The sequence below is a fragment of the Vibrio sp. THAF190c genome (genome assembly GCF_009363355.1).
In the GTDB taxonomy this organism is placed as follows: domain Bacteria; phylum Pseudomonadota; class Gammaproteobacteria; order Enterobacterales; family Vibrionaceae; genus Vibrio; species Vibrio fortis_A.
The window spans coordinates 682,324-700,665 of the sequence record NZ_CP045339.1 but is presented as its reverse complement, the minus strand read 5'-3'; the positions used below and the strand labels follow the sequence as shown (position 1 = coordinate 700,665).

The 18,342-nt window shown below is 46.9% G+C and carries 16 protein-coding genes; 13 read left to right on the top strand and 3 right to left on the bottom strand.

Translation table 11 applies throughout. The features are described from left to right. Positions 1–3: 3 nt before the first annotated feature. From FIV04_RS18130 to choV, 13 genes are all read left to right on the top strand, one after another. Entirely contained in the window at positions 4–861 is an 858-nt protein-coding gene (locus FIV04_RS18130) for an alkaline phosphatase family protein (protein ID WP_152470006.1), read from the top strand. Further along, positions 858–1,763: an ABC transporter permease subunit gene (locus FIV04_RS18125; RefSeq protein ID WP_152470005.1), complete on the top strand. Its 906-nt coding sequence runs from the start codon at positions 858–860 to the stop codon at positions 1,761–1,763. The genes FIV04_RS18130 and FIV04_RS18125 overlap by 4 nt, the downstream gene beginning before the upstream one ends. Beyond that, positions 1,763–2,548 carry an ABC transporter permease gene (locus tag FIV04_RS18120; RefSeq protein ID WP_152470004.1) on the top strand — a complete coding sequence of 262 codons (786 nt, stop codon included), beginning with the start codon at positions 1,763–1,765 and terminating at the stop codon, positions 2,546–2,548. Before FIV04_RS18125 ends, FIV04_RS18120 begins: the two co-directional genes overlap by 1 nt. Then, a complete protein-coding gene (locus FIV04_RS18115) occupies positions 2,548–3,567 on the top strand; it encodes an ABC transporter ATP-binding protein (RefSeq protein WP_152470003.1) in 1,020 nt (339 codons plus the stop codon). The genes FIV04_RS18120 and FIV04_RS18115 overlap by 1 nt, the downstream gene beginning before the upstream one ends. 1 nt (position 3,568) lies before the next feature. Beyond that, positions 3,569–4,228, top strand: coding sequence for an HAD family phosphatase (locus FIV04_RS18110; protein WP_152470002.1), 660 nt, complete (start codon positions 3,569–3,571; stop codon positions 4,226–4,228). Positions 4,229–4,461: 233 nt separating this feature from the next. After that, a complete protein-coding gene (locus FIV04_RS18105; protein ID WP_152470001.1) occupies positions 4,462–6,141 on the top strand; it encodes an LruC domain-containing protein in 1,680 nt (559 codons plus the stop codon). A gap of 10 nt (positions 6,142–6,151) precedes the next feature. Further along, the gene (locus FIV04_RS18100; protein WP_152470000.1) at positions 6,152–6,592 is read left to right on the top strand and encodes a hypothetical protein; all 441 of its coding nucleotides are present in this window, start codon (positions 6,152–6,154) and stop codon (positions 6,590–6,592) included. A 385-nt stretch (positions 6,593–6,977) separates the two neighbouring features. Further along, positions 6,978–7,580, top strand: coding sequence for a transcriptional regulator BetI (betI, locus tag FIV04_RS18095; protein ID WP_152469999.1), 603 nt, complete (start codon positions 6,978–6,980; stop codon positions 7,578–7,580). Between the two features lie 67 nt (positions 7,581–7,647). Beyond that, the gene (betB, locus tag FIV04_RS18090; RefSeq protein ID WP_152469998.1) at positions 7,648–9,108 is read left to right on the top strand and encodes a betaine-aldehyde dehydrogenase; all 1,461 of its coding nucleotides are present in this window, start codon (positions 7,648–7,650) and stop codon (positions 9,106–9,108) included. 27 nt (positions 9,109–9,135) lie between these two features. Next, the gene (gene betA / locus FIV04_RS18085) at positions 9,136–10,848 is read left to right on the top strand and encodes a choline dehydrogenase (RefSeq protein ID WP_152469997.1); all 1,713 of its coding nucleotides are present in this window, start codon (positions 9,136–9,138) and stop codon (positions 10,846–10,848) included. A 97-nt stretch (positions 10,849–10,945) separates the two neighbouring features. Next, positions 10,946–11,911 carry a choline ABC transporter substrate-binding protein gene (locus FIV04_RS18080; RefSeq protein WP_152469996.1) on the top strand — a complete coding sequence of 322 codons (966 nt, stop codon included), beginning with the start codon at positions 10,946–10,948 and terminating at the stop codon, positions 11,909–11,911. Between the two features lie 53 nt (positions 11,912–11,964). Beyond that, positions 11,965–12,807 carry a choline ABC transporter permease subunit gene (gene choW, locus FIV04_RS18075; protein WP_032553821.1) on the top strand — a complete coding sequence of 281 codons (843 nt, stop codon included), beginning with the start codon at positions 11,965–11,967 and terminating at the stop codon, positions 12,805–12,807. A 23-nt stretch (positions 12,808–12,830) separates the two neighbouring features. Further along, entirely contained in the window at positions 12,831–14,018 is a 1,188-nt protein-coding gene (gene choV / locus FIV04_RS18070) for a choline ABC transporter ATP-binding protein (protein WP_152470661.1), read from the top strand. 61 nt (positions 14,019–14,079) lie between these two features. Here the strand turns inward: choV and FIV04_RS18065 are convergent, their stop codons facing one another. The 3 genes from FIV04_RS18065 to FIV04_RS18055 all read right to left on the bottom strand — a co-directional run bounded on the left by FIV04_RS18065 (position 14,080) and on the right by FIV04_RS18055 (position 18,314). After that, a complete protein-coding gene (locus FIV04_RS18065; protein WP_152469995.1) occupies positions 14,080–14,952 on the bottom strand; it encodes an AraC family transcriptional regulator in 873 nt (290 codons plus the stop codon). A gap of 147 nt (positions 14,953–15,099) precedes the next feature. After that, positions 15,100–16,347 carry an MFS transporter gene (locus tag FIV04_RS18060; RefSeq protein ID WP_253895527.1) on the bottom strand — a complete coding sequence of 416 codons (1,248 nt, stop codon included), beginning with the start codon at positions 16,345–16,347 and terminating at the stop codon, positions 15,100–15,102. After that, positions 16,341–18,314 carry a TonB-dependent receptor gene (locus FIV04_RS18055; RefSeq protein WP_152469994.1) on the bottom strand — a complete coding sequence of 658 codons (1,974 nt, stop codon included), beginning with the start codon at positions 18,312–18,314 and terminating at the stop codon, positions 16,341–16,343. Before FIV04_RS18055 ends, FIV04_RS18060 begins: the two co-directional genes overlap by 7 nt. Between the last annotated feature and the right edge of the window lie 28 nt (positions 18,315–18,342).

The following is an 18,342-nucleotide window of genomic DNA, read 5'->3' as shown; positions in this document are numbered from 1 at the left end:
ATCATGAGCAATAAGGTTATCCTTGTTGTTCTAGATGGACTGAATTATCAGGTAGCCCGCAATTGCATGGGCTACCTGAATGGTCTTCTAGAACTGAGTCACTCGCCTAGTAATCAGAGTGATTCACAAAGCCCATCGCAAGGCAAAATGCGCGCGACGCTTTATCCGATGCAATGTGAACTGCCTTCAATGTCGCGCCCACTCTATGAGTGCATCTTAACTGGAGTTCGCCCTGCGGAGAGCGGTATCGTTAACAACCAGATTGTGCGTTTATCTAATCATGAGTCGATCTTTAGCTTGGCAAAGGCGCAGGGCAAAACCACCGCTGCTGCAGCGTATCACTGGGTGAGCGAGCTTTATAATCGTGCGCCATTCAATCCGGTTCGAGATCGTTTTACTCATGACGAGAGTTTGAACATTCAGCACGGCTGCTTCTATCACTGGGACCACTACCCAGATGAGGCGCTGTTTCTAGATGCCGAGCACTTGCGTTTAACGTATCAGCCAGATTTCTTATTGATCCACCCAATGAATATTGACGATATGGGCCATAAGCATGGACTGGACTCTAGTCAGTATCGCAATAGTGCGCGTGGCGCCGATATCTTCCTATCGAACTACATAAAAGGTTGGATTGAAGATGGCTATCAAGTGATTGTGACTAGCGATCACGGTATGAACGACGACCTTTCTCATGGTGGCATTCTGGCGGAAGAGCGCGAAGTCCCATTCTTTGTGATTGGTGACAAATTCACGCATCAAGAGTGTCAGGTAAAACAGACCGATATCTGCGGCACTGTGTGCCAACTCCTTAATTTAGAACACAATAAATCTTACACTCAGGAATTGTTAGCACTATGAGCAGTCCTGCCATTACCCAAAAATCGAATTCACTAAACGCAAACGCGTCGAAACCTAAGGCCTCTTCTTGGTTCAAACGCTTTAAGCCCGCTTTATGGTTGGCACCGTTCGCACTGTTTTTCTACCTGTTTCAGCTAGCCCCTATGGTTTGGGTGCTAATTAACAGCTTCTATTACGACGGCGAGTTGTCGCTCGAAAACTACACCGAGGTGTTTGATTCTGCTTTCATGATGCAGGCCTTTGGTAATAGTTTGTGGCTGTCCGTGTGGTCGAGCGTGTTTGGTTTAGCGATTTCTACCTTATTGGTTTCTTCCCTGCGCCGTGTTGACTGCAAAATTCGCGACGGCGTGATCGCCTTTACCAACATGAGCAGCAACTTTGCCGGTGTCCCGCTCTCTTTCGCTTTCATCATCATCCTTGGTACCAACGGTGCGATAACCTTGTTGCTGAAGCAGTATGGTCTATTGGGAGAGTTTGACCTCTACGGAAAGTGGGGTTTGTTGGCGATCTATATCTACTTTCAAATTCCATTGGCAGTGTTGCTGTTATACCCAGCGTTTGATGCGTTGAGCGACGATTGGCAGGCAGCATCTGCATTGCTTGGCGCAAAGACGTGGCAGTACTGGCTTAAGGTTGGTTTGCCTGTCTTATCTCCAGCACTATTCGGTACTTTTATTATTCTGATCGCCAACGCGATAGGTGCTTACGCCAGTGTCTATGCACTCACTTCAGGTAACTACAACGTCATTACTATTCGAATCGCAAGTCTGGTATCTGGAGACCTGTTCCTTGAACCAAATCTAGCCGCTGCAATTTCTGTGATTCTGATGGCGATGCTGGCATTTATCAGCGTGATTAACCAATGGCTTATCAGTAAGAGTTATGCAGGGAAGAAAAGCTAATGCAAAACGTTAATACTCGCTTTCATAAAACGGTGGTTTTCTCGATCGTTGGCATCATGATGATTCCAATTCTTGCCACGTTCGTTTACTCGCTGTCATCACGTTGGGGAGCTACTATTCTGCCAGATGGTTTTACTCTGGATTGGTACGTTAGCCTACTGACGGACCCGCGCTTCCTACAAGCGTTTGGTCGTTCACTGTTTATCTGTATCGCGGCATTAGCACTTAGTGTGGTGCTGATTCTTCCGGCAATATTTGTGGTGTTCTACTATTTCCCGAAACTGGATAAAGTAATGAATATCATGATCTTATTGCCGTTCGCTGTGCCACCTGTGGTCTCTTCGGTTGGTCTGCTACAGCTGTATGCCGATAGTGAAATTGCACTTATCGGCACACCTTGGATCTTGATTGGTACCTACTTCACCATTGCGCTGCCATTCATGTATCGCGCTATCGCTAACAGCTTTCAGGTGATCAATTTACAAGATCTGATGGACGCTGCGCACTTACTCGGTGCGAGCACCACCAAGGCTTTCTTGTTGATTATTCTGCCAAACTTGAAGAAGGGCTTGATGGCTTCTCTGTTCCTATCGTTCTCGTTCCTACTGGGTGAATTTGTGTTTGCCAACATCTTGGTTGGAACACGCTACGAGACGCTACAAATCTATCTATACAACATGCGTCAGACCAGCGGCCACTTTACTTCAGCCTTGGTGATGACCTACTTCCTATTCATTTTCTTACTGACTTGGATGGCAAGTCGTTTTAGCCGTGGAGTCAAATAATGAGTTATGTAAACGCACACAATCTAACGAAAAGTTTCGGTGACAACACCGTTTTTGAAGACATTCAATTCACTATCGAGAAAGGTGAGTTTATTACCCTGCTTGGGCCAAGTGGTTGTGGTAAATCAACCCTGCTACGTAGCTTGGCTGGGCTAAACCCAGTCGATGATGGCCAAATCTGGGTCAATGGTGAAGACATCACCCACCAAGCGCCACAGCAGCGCGGCATCGGTATGGTTTTCCAATCCTATGCATTGTTTCCAAACATGACGGTGGAGGGAAACATCGCCTTTGGTTTGAAAATGAAAAAGCTGGCTGGCGACGAAATCAAACGTGAAGTAGCAAAAGTGATTGAGCTGGTGGACTTGAAAGGTAAAGAGGCCTTCTATCCACATCAGTTATCAGGTGGTCAGCGTCAACGTGTCGCTTTAGCGCGTGCTTTGGTGGTTAAGCCACGTATTCTGTTGCTTGATGAACCGCTATCGGCATTGGATGCCAAGATCCGTAAGCACCTTCGTCAGCAGATCCGTGATATCCAAAAAGAGATGGATCTGACGACTATCTTTGTTACTCACGATCAAGAAGAGGCGATGATCATGTCCGATCGCATCTTCTTGATGAATAAAGGTGAGATCGTTCAGGCAGGCACACCTGAAGAGATCTACACTCAACCTGCGAATGAGTTTGTAGCAGGCTTCATGGGACACTACAACTTAGTACAAGCAAACAAAGCTAAGCAGTTGTTTGATATTGACACTGACTGGAAGGTCGCGATACGCCCTGAATCTATTTATGTCAAAGAGCAGGGAAGGCAATACGGTGCACATATTTCAGCACCAAAAACGGGTACGATCCGTAATCATCAGCTGCTGGGTAACGTGATTCGCTATCAAGTTGATGTGGATGAGTGTGAGCTCACTGTCGACCTATTAAATCGTTCTTCTGAGCGTCTATTGGCTAACGGTAGCCAACTAGAGTTGCTATTTAATCTAAACGAAATTCAGCCTGTGAGAGCCTAAAATGTCTAAGCCTTTGTATGTATTTGATATGGATGAAACCCTAGTCAACGGCGATGCTGCGATGATGTGGAATGAGTTCTTGGTCGAAAAAGGTATTGCAAGTGATGCGAGCTTTTTAGAAGAAGATCATCGTCTTATGGGGTTGTATAGCCAAGGTGAACTCGACATGGAGGACTACCTCATGTTCGCCATGCAGCCACTTTCTGATCTGACGACACAGCAGGTGAACACCTTGGTTGAGGAGTGCGTTGACACCAAAATTCTACCTAACCTGTTCAAGCAGACTCTGCCATTGATAGGACAGCTAAAGCGCGATGAAATCGACGTGCTGATTATCTCTGCCAGTGTGACTTTTTTGGTTGAAGTCGTAGGGCGCAAACTTGGTATTCCAGAGGCACTCGGTATCGATCTGGTCGAGAAGCAAGGCCGCTACACATCCAAAATAGAAGGTGTGCCGAGTTATCGAGAGGGTAAAGTGACACGCTTAGAGCAGTGGCTCGCTGCACAACCGACAACGTACTCAGAGATTCATTTCTACACAGACTCAATCAATGACTTGCCATTGTGCGAATTTGCCGATTACGCGTATTTGGTTAACCCATGCCAACGATTGAAGGCATTGGCAGACAGACCGAATTGGCAGATCCTGAATTGGGATTAGCGGCGATTGTGGTCGATTGAACAAAAAACTCCGACATTAGGTCGGAGTTTTTTGTTTTGGGTGAGCGGTAAACTTAATATCTCGTCAATTGCTTTTAGGACGTCAACTTTATTCTCAAAATGAGAAAATCGTGTTCAGTATTGCTAACTTTATGAAATTAAACGACTAAATTTTAGGCACCATACTTGCTCTCTTTTACTTTACACATTTACAGTCAGTTGAGAGGGAAGACAATGAGAATATGGAATCCACTGGTTGCGGCAGGCTGCATGGTTCCCAGCCTTGCACTTGCATTAACAACGTCCGATTTTACTTTTGAATCTGGAGCAGACAGCTCAAACTACTCCGCCCTAGGTAAGCCCAATGATACTTATTCGATTGCGGGAACATTGCCTCATGACACGCTAGATAATGTCTACTCGATGTTGCCTGAAGGAACCTATGTCAACAGCGCTTTCATCGCACCAGAGCGCTACTCTAATATTGATATTGACGATGAATTGGGTGGAGCCGAGTTTGCATCGGCAAAAGTCACTTTTTTGAATGAGGGCGCGGGTTATCGAAACGCACTAGGCTACTTTGTCTACGATACCAATAACCCGCCAGCTTCAATGGACGACATTACGGCGCATACCATCATTTTTCCCAACACTTCAAAAGCACCAGATGGTGAAATGGTCGAAGGTGACACCATAGATCTCGGGGTAGAGTTAACCGCGGGTCAAACCCTTGCCTTCTTTGTCGTTCCCAATGGTTGGGGGTGGTCGGGTTCATACAATAACATTGCTTCACTTGGTAATTGGGGCACCCCTTTCTACAGTTACTCTGACCTTAATCCTGAGAACACGGCAAGTCTGCGAAGACATAACGTGGCCTTTATCGATACTGAGAATGAGTTCTTCGTACTGGGCTTTGAAGACCTAAAACGTACGGGGGGTGACCATGACTTTAATGACCTGCTGTTCACGGTTGAAGTGACTCCGTTTACTGCGGTGGATGGGGTTAACCCAGACGGTTCTACAGACTCAAAATATGAGCCATTGGTGCAGCAAGACAGCGACATCACCATCACCTCTGTTTATCCAAGTGGTAGTGATTATGCGACCATCGCATTCGAGGACAGATGGCCATTGATGGGTGATTACGACTTCAATGATGTGGTGTGGCGCTACCAAATTACTGAGCAGTTGAATGGTCAGCGTGAACTGAAAAACATCAGCTTTGACTATACGCTGCAAGCGATGGGGGCTGGCTTCTCAAACGGCTACGGTATCCATCTTCCGGGCGTTGACCCTAGTAACATTGCTAATGCGACTCTGACTCGTAATGGTGTTGCGGTTAGTCATTCGATTGTAAAACAGGGTACTAGTGATGCAGTATTAATTGTCTCTGAAGACCTTAAAGTGGATCTGCAAAACCTCGGTGAACTTACCGAAAGCTGCGCATTCTATCGCACTCAAGTTGATTGTTTGGGTACCCAGAATGTCGGCGCATTGCAGTACCAACTCTATGTTGAGTTCACAACCCCAGTGTCGCGAGACATTGTCGGTTATCCACCTTACGACTCGTTTATTTTTGCTGCTCAATACATGTATCACGGTGACTTTACGAGCGAGGCTCCTGGGTTCACATGGCAGACTCATTTGAAGCAGTTCTCGGGTACCAGTGACATGAACAATGCTTTCTTCAATACCCATGATGACAAGTCTGATGGTGTGGCTTCGTTCACTACGGAAAACAATATGCCGTGGGCGATAAACATTCGTGACGAGTGGGATCACCCGATTGAATACACAGACATTTGTGAGGCCTACCTAACCTTTGATGACTGGGTAGAAGCAAGCGGAGAGAGCCATGGAGAGTGGTACAAAACCGCTGTAGAAAACACTTCAGTCTCAGCAACGGGCGAATAAGGAGAGCATCATGAAAACATTTATCAAGCTAATCAGCCTACTTTCGATTTCAGCCCTGACTGCATGTGGTGGCGGCGGAGGAGGTGGTGGTGGCTCAACGGCTCAACCCGCGACCCCGGCTGCCGCTCAAGATATTGTTGCTCGACGCGATTTTTCGTTCGATGTAGGTGAGAAAATAACCCTGTCGATCGATTATTCAGGGTCAACTAAGGGAGCGCTGCATCTCTATTCAGAAGCGGCATTTGTAAAAAACGATGGTGAAGTCATCCCAGATCCGGTTTCGCGCATTACTACCATCTACCCAGATCTTACCGACGAAGTCGAACTTGAGATCAATACGAACTGGGAGTCGCTATATGTGCGCTGGGTACCAATGACCAGTAGCGAATCAGAGCGTACGTGGAGTATTACTCTTGGTCAGCCGAGCAACAGTTATCACCTTGCGTTCTAGTTAACCCACGTTCTAATAAAACCACAGTCTAACCCTAAATCACGCGGAGAGTGCCATTGGCTACTCTCCGTTTTTTTATCATCTATTTTCAAGATCCTCGGTTTTCGGTTCTTTCTATTTTCAAGCCTCAAGCTTTCCCTTCTTTCTGCTCATCTATTAAACAACCTTTGCCTAAAACTATCGAACAATAAACATCACACCTCAAATCTTTTGGGTATTTATTTAGTGGGCGAATGATTATGTAACTTATTGTTTTAAGGTCTATTTTTGTTGTTTTTACGTTTGTTTTGTAATTGCTTTGTTAAAATAATCATTTGAACCCTAACTAGTTTTCTGTCATTTTATAATTAATCGAACGTTCAATTAAAAATAAAAGGACCCCAAAATGCCCAAGGTAGGGATGCCAGATATCCGAAAACCGCAACTCGTACAAGCCACAATGGCGGTGATCGATCGTGTCGGTTTGCATTCGGCCAGTATCGCTTTGATCAGTAAAGAAGCTGGCGTGTCGACTGGGATCATCAACCACTATTTTGGTGGTAAGCATGGGCTGCTTGAAGAGACGATGCGCGAAATCTTGCGCCAATTGTCGGTCACTATCACTAAAGCTCTAAAAGAGTTACCCGCTAACGCTCATCAACAAAGAATCAACGCCATCATCAACGGCAATTTCGAAGGCTACCAAGCAGAGAACAAGGTCGCGAAGACTTGGTTGGCGTTTTGGTCTTACTCAATGCACGACGCTCAGCTTAAAAGGCTGCAGCGTGTAAATGAAAAACGTCTTATTTCTCATTTGCTTATTGAACTAAAGGCACTTTTGGAGCCTGAGCAAGCTGAGTTAGTGGCGCATGGTATTGCATCGCTTATTGATGGTATTTGGCTGCGTGGGACGCTCAACCCTGAAGGCATAGATGCCAACAAAGCACGCGCAATCATCAACGATTATCTCGATAAACAGCTGACGTTTTACTCGCTGAATGTCGATTAACGCGTTTAACACCCGTAATTTTGAATGGGCCAGCAGAGCCTAAACATAAACTAAGTCAGAAACTCACATGGAAATGAACACTTTATACATAGATGGAAAAACGGTGGCTGCTACGTCTGGGGAAACCTTTGTCAGCACTAACCCTGCCAATGGTGAACCTATTGCGATCATAGGCCAAGCGTCCCAATCAGACCTCAATCAGGCGGTTGAGTCGGCGAAGCGCGGCTTTGCTGTATGGTCTGCTATGAGTGCAGTGGAACGCAGTCGCATTTTGATGAAGGCGGTAGAAATACTTAGAACACGAAACGATGACCTTGCAAAGCTTGAGGTCGCTGATACTGGCAAGCCATTGCAGGAAGCGATTGAAGTGGATGTAGCTTCTGGCGCCGATGTAATTGAGTACTACGCAGGCCTGGCTCCGACTCTGCAAGGCGAGCAACAACCCCTGAGCGAAAGCCAGTTTTTCTATACCCGCCGTGAACCTCTGGGTGTGTGTGCCGGTATAGGTGCTTGGAACTACCCAATTCAAATTGCAATGTGGAAATCGGCACCTGCATTAGCCGCGGGCAATGCAATGGTGTTTAAGCCTTCAGAAGAGACACCACTTACCGCACTAAAATTGGCGGAGATCTTTACCGAAGCGGGTCTACCTGACGGTGTGTTTAACGTCGTTCAAGGCGATTACCGAGTTGGTCAAATGCTGACGGCTCATCCTGATATTGCCAAAGTTTCTTTCACGGGGGAAACGGGTACGGGCAAAGCGGTAATGGCTGATAGTGCCAAGACGCTTAAGTCTGTCACCATGGAGCTTGGCGGTAAGTCGCCAATGATCATTTTTGATGATGCCAAGCTTGATGATGCGGTTTCTGCCGCGATGGTGGCGAACTTCTACACCCAAGGTGAAGTGTGTACCAATGGTACGCGTGTTTATGTTCATGAAAACATCTACCAAGAGTTTATTGACCAGCTCAAAATACGCACTGAAAAGTTGATCATCGGCGATCCAATGGATATCGAGACGCAGATCGGTGCACTCATTTCTAAGCAACATCTCTCTAAAGTGCTAGAGGCCATCGAAACGGCCAAGCAGTCGGGCGCCACACTGCTCACCGGCGGTTATCAAGTGACTGATAACGGTTTAGAGAATGGCAATTTTGTTATTCCAACCGTGTTTGTCGATTGTGATGATGATATGCCCCATGTACAGCAAGAGATCTTCGGTCCTGTGATGTCGGTACTTAAGTTTACCGATGAAGATGATGTGATTCGCCGTGCCAATGACACTCATTATGGCTTGGCTGCGGGGGTATTCACCCAAAACCTATCGCGTGCGCACCGTGTGATTCATCAAATGCAGGCTGGAATTTGCTGGGTAAACACTTGGGGTGACTCACCAGCAGAGATGCCAGTCGGTGGCTACAAGCTATCTGGGATTGGTCGCGAAAATGGACCCGAAACTCTGCTTCATTACACCCAAACCAAGAGCATTCTTATTGAGCTAGGCGACTACGCCAGCCCTTATGCATAACGCTTAACCTCTCACGGAGAACAGAACATGGAACAACGCTACGATTATATTATCGTCGGCGCGGGTTCGGCCGGCTGTGTGTTGGCCGATCGGCTAACAGAAAGCGGTCAACATAGCGTGTTATTGCTAGAAGCTGGTGGTACGGATAAGAGTATTTTTATCCAGATGCCGACGGCCCTTTCTTACCCGATGAACACTGAAAAGTACGCTTGGCAATTTGAAACTCAACAAGAGTCCGGGCTTGATGGCCGTCAGTTGCACTGCCCACGTGGTAAGGTGCTGGGTGGTAGTTCATCGATTAATGGCATGGTTTATGTACGCGGCCACGCTTGCGATTTTGATGAGTGGGAAGAGCAAGGTGCAGCGGGTTGGAACTATCAAGCGTGCCTGCCTTACTTCCGTCGTGCTGAATCATGGAATCAGGGCAGTGATGTCTATCGTGGTGGCGATGGCCCTGTTGGAACCTGTAATGGTAACGACATGACATTGAACCCGCTCTATCAAGCCTTCATTGATGCGGGCAAAGATGCCGGTTACTCAGAAACCAAAGACTATAACGGCTATCAGCAAGAAGGCTTTGGCGCGATGCACATGACGGTGGATAAAGGCGTTCGTGCCTCAACATCGAACGCGTATCTGCGTCGAGCACTAAAGCGCTCTAATCTCACCCTTATCAAAGGCGTGGTGGTTCGTAAGATATTGCTAGAGCGAGAGTCTGACCAATTAAAAGCGACAGGCGTTGAGTTTGAAAAGTCTGGCAAGGTTCAAGCCGCTTCGGCTGCAAAAGAGGTAATCTCTTCGGCAGGTTCTATCGGCTCTGTTCAGTTACTTCAGTTATCTGGAGTTGGCCCGAAAGCCGTGCTTGAAAAAGCGGGCGTGGAGCTTAAGCATGAACTCAGCGGTGTCGGTGAAAACCTGCAAGATCACCTCGAAGTCTACTTCCAGTACCACTGTAATGAACCGATCACGCTCAATAGCAAACTCGGTTTAGTCAGCAAAGGCATGATTGGTGCGGAGTGGATCTTAACTCGCAAAGGACTTGGGGCGACCAATCACTTCGAATCTTGTGCCTTTATCCGCTCTCGAAAAGGTCTTAAGTGGCCGAACATTCAATATCACTTTCTGCCAGCAGCGATGCGCTACGATGGCCAAGCAGCTTTTGATGGTCATGGCTTCCAAGTTCATGTTGGTCCGAACAAACCAGAGAGTCGCGGCACTGTCGCAATCAGTTCGGCTGACCCACATGCCAAACCTAAAATCATTTTCAACTACATTTCGACAGAGCAAGACCGTCAAGACTGGCGTGACTGTATCCGTTTAACTCGTGAAATTCTCTCTCAGCCTGCGATGGATAAGTTCCGCGGGGAAGAGATCCAACCGGGGGCAGATGTTACCTCTGATGAAGCGATCGATGAGTGGGTAAAACAGAATGTCGAGAGTGCGTATCACCCGTCTTGTAGCTGCAAAATGGGCGCAGATGACGACCCAATGGCAGTTCTGGACGAAGAGTGTCGAGTGCGCGGTGTCGCTAACCTGCGTGTTGTCGATTCGTCGGTATTCCCAACCATTCCCAACGGTAACTTGAATGCGCCAACCATTATGGTTGCGGAGCGCGCTGCGGATTTCATATTGGGTAAAACGCCACTGGCTGCAGCAGATGTGCCCGTTTGGATTGCACCTCAATGGCAAGAGACTCAGCGTGAAAATGAACCGTTAAGAGCCTTAGCCAGCGATACCTAATTAAAAATCGAGTATCGGTCGTGAATAAAGACCGAGCAAAAAGTATGAGTCAGAAACCACATCGACGTGGTGAAAAGGAAGAATAAAAGGAATCACTATGACAATTATCCGTACCGTGACCAAAAAGACAGTGGCCGCTAGCGCGATGAGCCTATTGGCATTAAACGCCTATGCAGCGGTTGAACCTCAACAGTGTGAGAACGTGCGCTTTGCTGATGTCGGCTGGACCGATATTACCGCAACGACGGCAGTCACCACTGAGCTGCTAAAAGGATTGGGTTATCAGACCAAAACCGACCTGCTTTCTGTGCCTGTGACATACTCCTCAATGGCTAACGGTGACATTGATGTTTTCCTTGGTAACTGGATGCCAACGATGGAAGGCGATATTGCTAAGTACCGTGAAGCGGGAACCGTGGAAACTGTGCGCGCTAATCTAGAAGGCGCGAAGTATACGCTGGCGGTTCCTAAGTACGTTTACGATGCTGGCGTGAAGAGCTTTGCTGATCTCGCTAAGTACGCAGACAAATTCAAAGACCGCATCTACGGCATTGAGCCGGGCAACGATGGCAACCGTCTGATTCAATCGATGATCGACTCAGATGCTTTCGGTCTGAAAGACTTCAGTCTGGTTGAATCAAGTGAAGCGGGCATGGTTTCACAAGTGTCTCGTGCGGCTCGACGCAACCAATGGATCGTCTACTTGGGTTGGGCGCCGCATCCAATGAACAGCAATGTTGAGATGGAGTACTTAGACGGTGGTGACGACTTCTTCGGTCCAAATTACGGTGGCGCTAATGTTTACACTAACGTACGCGCAAATTACCTGTCTGAGTGTTCAAACGTCGGTCAGCTCCTGCAAAACCTAGAGTTCACTCTAGAGATGGAAAACGAGCTGATGGAAGCGATTCTTAATCAAAACGTTCAACCAAACAAAGCAGCTCAGCAGTGGCTTAACAGTAACCCACAGCAAGTGGAAGCGTGGCTTAAGAACGTGAAAACGCTCAAGGGCGATTCAGCTCAAGACGCTGTGTCAGCATACCTAAAGCAAGTTAAAGCGTAATTAAAAGGAAATGGTGAGTTGTGTTCGCAGCTCACCATAGAAAAGGCAATATTGTGAATTTTATTACCGACAACAAAATCCCTGTGGGTCAATGGATGGAAGCGGGTGTCGATTGGCTAACCATCAATGCGGCAGGCCTGTTTGATGCCATCTCTATTTTTCTAGAGACGGTTATTCTGTTCCTGGTTGATGTGTTTAAGTGGATGCCACCGGCGCTACCTATTTTGATCACCGCGGCTCTCGCGTGGTACCTGCATCGTAAGATTTCACTGGTGGTGTTTGTTGTGGCGGCGCTGCTGACCATTCTTAATCTTGGCTACTGGCAAGAAATGCTGGAAACCTTTGTCCTCGTCTTCGCTGCGACAACGATTTCCGTATTAATTGGCGTTCCAGTGGGCATCATGGCAGCACATCGTCCATGGCTCTATACCGTGTTAAGACCGATCCTCGATTTGATGCAAACCGTGCCAACCTTTGTTTATCTGATCCCAACCTTAGTACTGTTTGGATTAGGGATTGTGCCGGGGCTTATCTCGACCATTATCTTTGCCATTGCAGCACCGATTCGTTTGACTTATCTCGGAGTAACCAAGGTGCCAGAAGAGCTGATTGAAGCGGGTAAGGCGTTTGGTGCAAGCCGAATGAAACTGCTCATGAAAGTTGAGTTGCCTGCGGCTCTGCCAAGCATTATGGCGGGTGTCACTCAGTGCATTATGTTGTCGCTGTCGATGGTGGTGATTGCAGCGCTAGTAGGTGCGGATGGTCTAGGAAAACCAGTTGTACGCGCGTTGAATACAGTGAACATCTCTCAAGGCTTTGAAGCGGGTTTAGCGATTGTTCTCGTGGCGATCATCCTTGACCGATTGTGTAAAACACCGAACCAGAAGGAGGCTTAAGTATGAGTCATGACAAGCAAAAAATGGATGCGATTACGATTAAAAACCTCGATGTCGTGTTCGGTGATAATACCCAATTAGCACTTGAAAGACTCAACCAAGGTAAGTCTCGTCAAGAGATCATCGATGAGACGGGCCAAGTGGTTGGGGTCGACAACGTGTCCTTGAGTATTCAAGAGGGTGAGATTTGTGTGTTGATGGGCTTGTCCGGCTCTGGAAAGTCGTCGCTGCTGCGCGCGGTAAATGGCTTGAACCCAATCAGCCGTGGCTCACTTGAAGTCAAAGATGGCGACAAACAGGTCGATCTTGCCCAGTGCGATGAAACGACGTTACGCCACCTTCGGACTCATCGTGTGTCTATGGTGTTTCAAAAGTTTGCTCTTATGCCATGGCTTACCGTTTTAGATAACGTGGCGTTCGGGCTAGAGATGCAAGGCATGGCGAAAGATGCCCGTCGAGCGAAAGCGCGTGAGCAGCTAGAAATGGTTGGCCTTGCAGAGTGGGAAACGAAGTTCCCGCATGAGCTATCAGGGGGGATGCAGCAGCGTGTTGGTCTGGCGCGCGCATTTGCGATGGACACTGATATTCTGCTGATGGATGAACCGTTCTCTGCACTTGATCCTCTGATTCGTGCTCAGCTACAAGACGAGCTGATTACTCTACAGAACAAGCTCAATAAAACCATTTTGTTCGTCAGTCATGATCTCGATGAAGCCCTTAAAATCGGCAACAACATTGCGATCATGGAGTCAGGCAAACTGATTCAACATGGCAAACCAGAAGAGATTGTACTCAAGCCGAAAACTGAGTATGTGAAGGACTTTGTTGCTCATACGAATCCATTGAACGTGCTTAAAGGGCGATCTTTAATGCAGCCTCTTGAGTCGCTAGAGCAGCAAGACGATAGCTGGAAAGTGTGTGCGAGCAAAGATGTGTGGGTAGAACAAGTTGAAGGGGCGCTCACCATTAAAGGCGAGAATGATCTTAACCTTCATACATGGCAGGCGTCAGATTCGGATGAGCTTGATCTTGAGCCGTCGACCTTAGTTGTTGCCAGTCCTGAGATTGGTATGCGTGACGCAATCAAACTCAAACAGCAAAGTGATTACCCAATTTTGCTGGTGGAGAACAAACAACTAGTGGGTGTTCTCGATAACAGCGAGTTCTACAGTGCGCTGACGGGTGAATTCCAACAAAACAGTGCCGCTTAAATAGGGTTCAACAATGACGAGACAAGCCAGTCGCTCAATGGGTGACTGGTTTTTTATTTGTCTATTGAGCGTTGTATAGGGCTTGTCTTCGATAGGCATTGGGAGCGAGCCCCGTATGTTGCTTAAACACCTTCGAAAAATAGCTGCCACTTTGATAGCCCAAGTCCATGGCAATCTGAGTGATGGACTCATCTGTGCGACTCAAACGCTCTTTTGCGAGCCCAATACGGTGTGTTTGAATCCAACTTGCGACGCCCATGTTGAACTGCTTTTTGAAAGACTGTTTTAGATAACACTCATTGGTTGCAAGCTCTTTAGAAAGACAAGGTATATTCCAATCTATATGCGGTTGAGTCGTTATGAGATCGCACGCTTGTTCCGCTAGCGACTTGGGCTCTTTGTGCACCATCAACAGCGCCAATAACTCTAAAACTTTCCCTCTTAACCATACCGCGCGTGCGACACCCTGGAAATCATTGTCCCAGATAGCATGAGAAACCTTGTGTAGGTCACCAGAAAGCGACATTTGCCAACCAGTCTCGTAGAGTTCGAACCGCTTAAATGAAGAGCCCTGATTCTCCGGCAACAGGTTTTTGGTCAAGCTGTGATGCAAGGGGAAGTGAATACGTATATTTTCGATTCTACCGCCTTGTTGCAACTCAATTGGGTTTACAGGTTCCGGTTCTGGTAGCAGAGAAGCAATACAGCGAGAAGCGAACGCAGAGGCTGGGTAATTGGGGTATTTCGGGCTGTAGGCATGATTGACCCCGGTAAAGCTAATGTAGAAGCCTGCATCAGCAGGATCGTTAAAGCGGATATCGCTTTCAGCGGTGCAATTGACAATGTAGGCATTGACGCCGTCGTCCAAAGCGACCACATCAAAACGGCCATCAACGTTACCTGTTCGGCTTAAACTGTTCACGATGTTACTCATTCTTCTTGCCTTCGTCGTTCTCGCATGGGCTTGCTTAATGTGCAATTAATATAAGTGATAATAAATATCATTTACACCAATTGTTCATCTAAAGCGTGACATGTGAGTGAGAAGCTTCACCAACAGTAAAGCTTCTTTAACGTCTGATTACTTCGAAGGGCAAGGAACCTTAGTATCTGGAATTAGGACTGGGACTAAGCAAACAGCGACTAAGCTGAGCGCGATCATGGATAGAAAGTGCACTGGATAACCTGTAATGCTGATTATCGATCCACACACTATAGCCATCACGATTGCGATAAACATATCCATCGACTGAAACAGTGAAAAATTAACGCCCGCTTGTTGGCCGGAAGCGAGGTTCATCATCAATGTATACAGGGATACGAATTTAGCCGATGTAATAATGCCGTTGAGCACATAAAGAGCTGAAATGCTGGTGCTTAAGTCGACCACTTCAAGTTCAAAACTCAGGTAGCCACTGAATATCACCACTTCCGCGATGAGCATAATAGTCAGTACTTTAATGGCCTTGATCTTTTTGAGCAGATAACCACCCAAAGCGACGCCTATTAAACCAGTTACGACACCTCCTCCTGCGACCAAAAGGCCAAGGCTTTCAAGCTCAATGCCTTTATCGATTAAAAACGGCATCATCATGGCTAACACGCCTCGTGTTCCCAATTGGGACACTGCGACCAGCAATAACCCGAGCCTTACTTGTGGCATCGAAAAAGCCGATTTTAGTGATGGAATATGGCGAATATGCTCGGTTTTAGCGCGCTGTTTTTGCGTTAATAACATAAGAGTAGGCAAACTCAAAATCAGCGTGAATATTGCCAGGCTAATGAGTGCAAATCGCCACTCGACTACGCCTGTTAAGTAGATAAACAGTCCGCCACCAATGGCAGCACCAAGATAGGCTCCTCCCACTTGCATGACGTTACCTAGATAACGCTTGCTTGATTTGAGTTGGTCAATAGCCAGCCCGTCGGTAGCGATGTCTGCGAAGGTAGAGAACAAACTTATAAACAACACACCGAAAAAGAGCGAGATTTGATGTTCGATGATGCCGACATTACACAGCATGATTAGAGCTGCTGTCAGTACCAGTTGAGAACCAAAAATGATGATGGTGTGATTCTTAAACGATTTACCCTGTTTGCGATGATATTCAATCAAAGGTGACCATAAAAACTTGGCAACCCATGGCAACATCGCAAGGTAAAACAGGCCGATTTGTGATGTTTCAACGCCTTCACTTCTCATTACCGCAGGCAACCCCTGTAAGGTAAACATACTGACTAGGCTTTGAATGGTGTACACGCTCGCCAAAATGGCGAGCAGTGGTTTGAGTTTAATGACTTCAGTATTCACCATAGGTGCGATTACCACTCGTATTTCGCTTTAACACCGACTTCTCGACCAGTTCCGTAGTTGCTGTATGTTTGGCCATAAGTAAATGCATAAGTGGTGTACTCTTTGTCCGTAATATTATTGCTAAAGAGTGAAACCGACAGATGAGGGTTGTACTGATAATTGATCGATAGGTCGACCAAGGTATAAGCACTCTGAGATAGTGAGTTGGCTTCGTTGAAGTAAATTTTCGAGTTATAGCGAGCTTGAGAATTAATCGAAATATCACCTTCAATCGCGGAAATTGGTAAGTAGTAATCGATGCCAAGTGTCGCTGTGGTATCTGGTGCGTAAGGGAGCGTATTGCCTTCAAAAGAGCTGTTGTTCGATTCGAATGTTGAACGACCATAGGTTCCCGCAGCTGTGATGGTTAGATCATCCGTTGGGTAGAAGGCCAACTCTGCCTCAACCCCTTTGCTGAGTGCTTCACCCATGTTGTTTAAGGTTTGATTGCCTGGAGTGCCGGTGTATAAGTGGATGTCTTCGGTTTTGATCCAGTAAATCGCACCGCTAAACGCCACTTTTTGATCGGCAAAACTAGTACGCCAGCCTAACTCACCGTTAAGCGATTTTTCAGCGTCATAACCTTTGGCGTCAGCATTACTGAGAGGCACAACATTGTAGCCTGCTGGACGATAACCGCTGGTAACAGAGGCGTAAATTCGAGTTTGTTGGTTTGCCTGCCAGCCAATTGCTGCTTTTGGCGAAATGGTCGATTCTGACAGATCATTATTGTAAGGATCGATAAACCAAGCTGGGTTGCCACTAAAGTCCGATGAAACATTGAGGTGAGACGCTCGTGCACCAAGGGTGAGATCCCACTGAGAAGCGAATTGGTAATTTGTTTGGCCGAACAAAGCATAGGTATCGTAGTTGAGCTTATTGTTGGCGCCATTGGCGGTCACATCAAGGTCGCGAGTTTCAAAATACCCACCGATTACCGAGTGCACCTTATCACTATGTTGCAAGTTCAGGCGCAACTCTTGGCTTAACTTGTCTTGATCTTCCTGGTAGTTGCCATAGACGTATTCACGGTCGATTTCACGAGTCTGATAGGCAGTAATGCTGGTTAATTGGGAGCGGCCAAAATCGTAACCGAGATTGAAGGCATAGGTATAAACATCGCGTTTGAGATTAGGAATCGGCGCATCTTTGGTTTTTGAATCAAATTCGCCTTGGGTGAGGTACCACTCTTCGTGACTGTCGAGTTTGTCGGCAGCAATGGAGAGTGAAGCAGTCAGCTGAGAGTCGTTAGGCAGGTAGTGGAAACGAACCCTCATCGCACTCTCGTCCGCGTCATTGGCATCCTCTTTTCCGCTCGAAACGTGCTTGATATTGCCTTCGTCATAAACATAACTTGCTGCAATATCGGCAGAAACGCTGTCAGATAAACGTGTCGCAGCTGCGGCATCGATCTGCTGGCTTAGGTTGGAATAAACTGCTGAGGTTTTGAGTTCAGTGGTTTCAATCTCTTTGCGAGTCACGATATTGATGACACCACCTTGGGCATTACCACCATATAGCGTGCCTTGAGGTCCACGTAAAAGCTCGACTCTTTCTACATTGATCAGAGGTTGAGTAACGAATGCACTGTCTTGTAGTACGCCGTCGACATAAACACTAACCGTAGGGGAGTAATAATCAGGTGAACTGATGCCACGAACTGTGGTGTTGGCATAGGTTCTATTACCGCGAGTTTGAATCAGCAGCCCAGGAAAAACTCTCTCCAAATCTTGAACTTGATAGATGCCCGCTTTTTCGAGCTCTTCCCCAGTTTTTATGATTACCGAGTTATTAACCTGAGAAAGTGGCGTATCAAATTTCGTCGCTTCAACCACGACGACTTCCATAGCTTGCGATGTCTCGTCAGCAAAGGATTGAGTGCTCCCTAATATAGCGAGAATAACACCGGCAACGATGCTGAGTTTTGGAGAATTGTTGTGCATATTTTGTTCCTTGAATCTTAAAAAGTTA

Coding starts and splice junctions, on each gene's coding strand:
- FIV04_RS18055 (WP_152469994.1), bottom strand. CDS start 18,314: ATGCACAACAATTCTCCAAAACTCAGCATCGTTGCCGGTGTTATTCTC.
- FIV04_RS18110 (WP_152470002.1), top strand. CDS start 3,569: ATGTCTAAGCCTTTGTATGTATTTGATATGGATGAAACCCTAGTCAAC.
- betI (WP_152469999.1), top strand. CDS start 6,978: ATGCCCAAGGTAGGGATGCCAGATATCCGAAAACCGCAACTCGTACAA.
- choV (WP_152470661.1), top strand. CDS start 12,831: ATGGATGCGATTACGATTAAAAACCTCGATGTCGTGTTCGGTGATAAT.
- FIV04_RS18080 (WP_152469996.1), top strand. CDS start 10,946: ATGACAATTATCCGTACCGTGACCAAAAAGACAGTGGCCGCTAGCGCG.
- FIV04_RS18105 (WP_152470001.1), top strand. CDS start 4,462: ATGAGAATATGGAATCCACTGGTTGCGGCAGGCTGCATGGTTCCCAGC.
- FIV04_RS18100 (WP_152470000.1), top strand. CDS start 6,152: ATGAAAACATTTATCAAGCTAATCAGCCTACTTTCGATTTCAGCCCTG.
- betB (WP_152469998.1), top strand. CDS start 7,648: ATGGAAATGAACACTTTATACATAGATGGAAAAACGGTGGCTGCTACG.
- FIV04_RS18120 (WP_152470004.1), top strand. CDS start 1,763: ATGCAAAACGTTAATACTCGCTTTCATAAAACGGTGGTTTTCTCGATC.
- FIV04_RS18115 (WP_152470003.1), top strand. CDS start 2,548: ATGAGTTATGTAAACGCACACAATCTAACGAAAAGTTTCGGTGACAAC.
- FIV04_RS18065 (WP_152469995.1), bottom strand. CDS start 14,952: ATGAGTAACATCGTGAACAGTTTAAGCCGAACAGGTAACGTTGATGGC.
- FIV04_RS18125 (WP_152470005.1), top strand. CDS start 858: ATGAGCAGTCCTGCCATTACCCAAAAATCGAATTCACTAAACGCAAAC.
- betA (WP_152469997.1), top strand. CDS start 9,136: ATGGAACAACGCTACGATTATATTATCGTCGGCGCGGGTTCGGCCGGC.
- FIV04_RS18130 (WP_152470006.1), top strand. CDS start 4: ATGAGCAATAAGGTTATCCTTGTTGTTCTAGATGGACTGAATTATCAG.